The organism is Pseudobacter sp. (genome assembly GCF_051955275.1).
Lineage (GTDB): Bacteria > Bacteroidota > Bacteroidia > Chitinophagales > Chitinophagaceae > Pseudobacter.
Genome location: NZ_JBQCGW010000238.1, coordinates 1 through 4,065 on the forward strand (window position 1 = coordinate 1; position 4,065 = coordinate 4,065).

The 4,065-nt window shown below is 46.1% G+C and carries 4 protein-coding genes; all 4 read left to right on the forward strand.

The window, feature by feature from the left end; genetic code table 11:
• Positions 1 to 154 precede the first annotated feature (154 nt).
• Positions 155 to 1,129 carry a hypothetical protein gene (locus ACTHMC_RS20870; RefSeq protein ID WP_440416072.1) on the forward strand — a complete coding sequence of 325 codons (975 nt, stop codon included), beginning with the start codon at positions 155 to 157 and terminating at the stop codon, positions 1,127 to 1,129.
• Positions 1,130 to 1,159: 30 nt separating this feature from the next.
• Positions 1,160 to 1,912: an RNA polymerase sigma factor gene (locus ACTHMC_RS20875; protein ID WP_440416074.1), complete on the forward strand. Its 753-nt coding sequence runs from the start codon at positions 1,160 to 1,162 to the stop codon at positions 1,910 to 1,912.
• Between the two features lie 94 nt (positions 1,913 to 2,006).
• Positions 2,007 to 2,927, forward strand: coding sequence for an ABC transporter ATP-binding protein (locus tag ACTHMC_RS20880; protein WP_440416075.1), 921 nt, complete (start codon positions 2,007 to 2,009; stop codon positions 2,925 to 2,927).
• Positions 2,927 to 4,065: ABC transporter permease subunit (locus tag ACTHMC_RS20885; RefSeq protein ID WP_440416077.1), on the forward strand; the 1,139-nt coding region annotated here is incomplete at its 3' end. The genes ACTHMC_RS20880 and ACTHMC_RS20885, both read left to right, overlap by 1 nt.

Below are 4,065 nucleotides of genomic sequence, written 5' to 3' on the forward strand. Positions count from 1 at the left end.
ATGAACTGGCTCCCTATGACCAGGATAAAGCTGCTTACATAGTACCCATTGCGAATGACGAAATAGAGTTCAACCAGGGTAGCCTGACCAACGAAACAAGACCAGCCAGACCGCTGAAGCAATGATGAATCACAACATCCAAATCAACTGAATCATGAAACCAGCTATTAGTTTTTCCCCCACGAAGGCATTGCAGGTGTATTTTCTGCTGGCAACGATCTTGCTGGCCACTGCCTGCAAAAAGGAAAAAGCGCTCGAACCGAGCAAAGAGGACGAGAACTATTTCATCATAAAAGACAATCCGGCTGATCCCGCAGATCACGCCATCTTTCAATTCTACCAGAACACAGGCATTGCCAGTTTTTACAACGACACCATTGCCAGGAAAGAAGTGCGGAACAATGCCGGCGTTCCTCAATACTCCTATATCAAATTGTCGTTGAGCTATTCGCTTTTTGGCAACCAGATTTTGAACTTTAAACATATTTCTTCAAAAGCCCCCATACCCGCGTTGATGACGCTGCTGAAAGAACAGCTCATTCCTCAACTGCCGAAAGGGTTGATCATTCCCAGTATCCTGCTGGTGGATTCTCTCTGGAACACTTTGCCGGTGCTGAATACAACAGTTGTTGATGGATGGACATCCTGGCAGGGCTTCAATACTGTTGCCATAAAAATGATGGATGTGGAAGCCATGAACAACGAGGAAAAAAAGATCTACATAGCTTCCATCATGGCAGGTCTGGCAGAGAAAAAACTAAACAGCATTTTTCCCGGAGAATTACAAAAGGAATTTTTCAGCGTATCCAGGCAACCTGGCGTCAATCCATTGCCTTTCGATATTTACTACGGTCTTCCGTTCTACATATTTATGGATCCCGCAACTGTGCCCGAACCGGAAACTATCGGGTTCCTGAAATATATAAATGTGGGGGACCCGCTTTGGCCGCCCTTGTATCTCAACACCCCACCCCGTGAAATGGATGATCTCCGCACCTATCTCACGGCCGCGTTCCATTATTCAACAGCAGATTTCAATAATGAATATGCTGGTCACGAACTAATTCTGCAAAAATTCAATACAATCAGGAAGTTCGCTAAGCAGGCGGGTTTCAGTTTACCGGACTGACAAGCGGGTATTACGGATAAATGAACGTTCATGACGAGCACCACTAACCATCGTCCTTTCCTTATAGCCATGAAAGAAGAACATCTCTGCGTGCAGCCCGTCTGCCGCAGGGATGTTCCCGTTTACCTTTTTCAATACCAGTACACCAAACTGGTAAAAGACTGGACAGCACAATTACAATACGTATCGTGGCGGATCACAGGCAACAAACAGGCGGCTGAAGACATTGTACAGGAAGCCTTCCTGGAACTGTGGCTGCAACATTCAAAAATACTTCCCGGCAATCCGGTTGGCTGGTTGATAAAAGTGGTCACCAATCTATCCCGGAAACATATCAGGTACATATCTGCGCAAACGCGTATACACAACCGGTTTAGTAACAACAACAACTTTCATAACAATGTGGAAGAAGAATTTATCGGAAAAGAAAAGGAGAGTTTTATCCGGAAAGCTTTCAGCAGACTTCCCGCTCAGCAACAACTGGTGTTGTATCTCAGCAAAGAACAAGGTCTTCGCCGGGATGAAATAGCAGACCGCCTCCAGCTCTCCCCCAACACCGTGAAAGTGCACCTGTTGCGCGCCATGCAGTTCATGAAAGAACATATCGGCTGCATACTTCTGTTCTCTGCATTTTTTGCCTGCAATAATTATTTTTTCAGAAGTGGTAATACAAAACCTGTTCAGGTGGAATTATATAATACACCCCAGGTAGTCAAAGAGCACCCTGTTGAAAAAGTCATCAGTTGTATTTCATTCAATATAACGTTTACGTATACCCGATAATTAATCCATCTATTTAATGCGGACAAAAGATATAATAATCGCCGGGGAGGCGGTTGGCTTGCCGCATGCCATAAAATCAAAAAAATCTCTATACATGATCTTACAAACAGAGAATCTATCGCACCGCTACAGCAGTAACTGGGCCATTCGCGATATCAATATCGGGATTGCAGAACATGGTATTGTAGGGCTGCTTGGCTCCAATGGAGCGGGCAAATCCACCACCATGAATATCATTTGCGGCACCCTGAACGCAACCGAGGGCAATGTATATATAAATGGCATCAACAAACGAAAAGATCCTGAAGCAGCAAAGCGGCAGATCGGCTTCCTGCCGCAGCATCCACCTTTGTATACAGATCTCACCATTGATGAATACCTCACCTATACCGCCGAACTGAGATTGATGGATAAACGTACTGTAAAATCAGCCGTGGAGGAAGTGAAAGAAAAATGCGGGCTCGCTCATTTCAGCTCCCGCCTGATCAAAAACCTTTCCGGCGGTTACCGGCAACGCGTGGGCATTGCACAGGCCATCATTCACAAACCCAAACTGGTGGTAATGGATGAGCCAACCAATGGCCTTGACCCCAACCAGCTGATTGAAATGAGAAAACTGATCAGGGAAATCGCACAGGAACATACGGTGTTATTATCATCACATATCCTGTCAGAGATCAACCTGTTATGTCGTGATATCATCATGATAGAAACCGGCAGGATCGTATTCTCAGACAGTATGGACGCCTTCAACAATTACACACAGGCGCGCTCGATCATCCTGAAGCTCGACAATCCTCCATCCCAACAGGAGCTCCAGCAGATCAAAGGGGTCACTGGTGTTGAGTTCCTTAACGCTAACCAGGTGCGCATTCTTTTCGACGGTGACCAGGAAATGAACGACAGGCTCGTCAACGCAAGCGTTCAGCACGGGTGGAAGTTGCGGGAGATCGGGTATGACAAAGGGCTTCTCGATGACATCTTCAAACAATTATCTTCCCAAACCATTCACTGATGCGCATCATATTGAAAATTGCAAAGAACGAGCTGAGGCATCTCTTTTATTCTCCTATCGCCTGGTTCCTGGGTATCATCATGCTGGTGTTGAGCGCCGTATTTTATACCAACTACATGTATATGATCTCAAAGCTGGTGGCAATGATGTCGAAAAACCAGCCTGAGTTCAAACACTACGCTGTAGAATCAGTTACATCCATGTTCTTCAGTAACCCGAACGGCGGCTATTTCGCTACATTGCTTAGCCAGCTCTACCTGTTCGTACCGCTCCTTACCATGGGTGTGATCAATAAGGAGTTCAACAACGGCACTATCAAACTACTCTATTCATCCCCGGTAAAACTCAGACAGATCGTGCTGGGCAAATACCTGGCGATGGTAGCATATTGCCTGATGCTGGTAGCTGTATGTGGTATCTTTATCATAGTAGGATTCACCGATATCAAGTCGCTGGATTATCCGCCACTGCTGACCGCATCGCTCGGCATCTTTCTCCTTCTGAGTGCATTGACGGCAGTAGGATTTTTCATGAGCAGCCTTACATCCTACCAGATCGTTTCAGCCATAGCGAGCTTCACACTCTTCTTCATATTATTCAGGATTGGTGGCCTCTGGCAGCAATATGAATTTGTGAGGGACCTCACCTGGTTCCTTTCTGTGGGGGGCAGAACGGCCAATATGATCACCGGACTCATAGCCAGTAAAGACATCCTTTACTACCTCGTCATCATTTTCATGTTCGTGGGATTTACCTACCTGAAAATGCAGGATGGCCTGGAAACCAGGAAATGGCATGCAAAAGCCGGAAGGTATATCAGTATTGTCGTCATCGGCCTGACTATCGGATACCTTGGTTCCCGCCCGGCAACCACATGGTACGTTGACACCACTGCACAACAACTGAGAACAGTGCACCCACGCACACAAAAGATTCTTCAGCAACTCAATGATGGGCCACTGGAAATAACGTTCTATGTGAACCTCTTCCATGGTGCGATATCCGGTGGTGCACCGGCCGCCCGCAATGTTTATATTACCAGTTTATGGGAAGGGTACCAGCGCTTCAAAACGGATATTGATTTCAGGTATGTTTATTATTATGCTGTCAGAGAGAACGACAGCATGATCTATAAGAC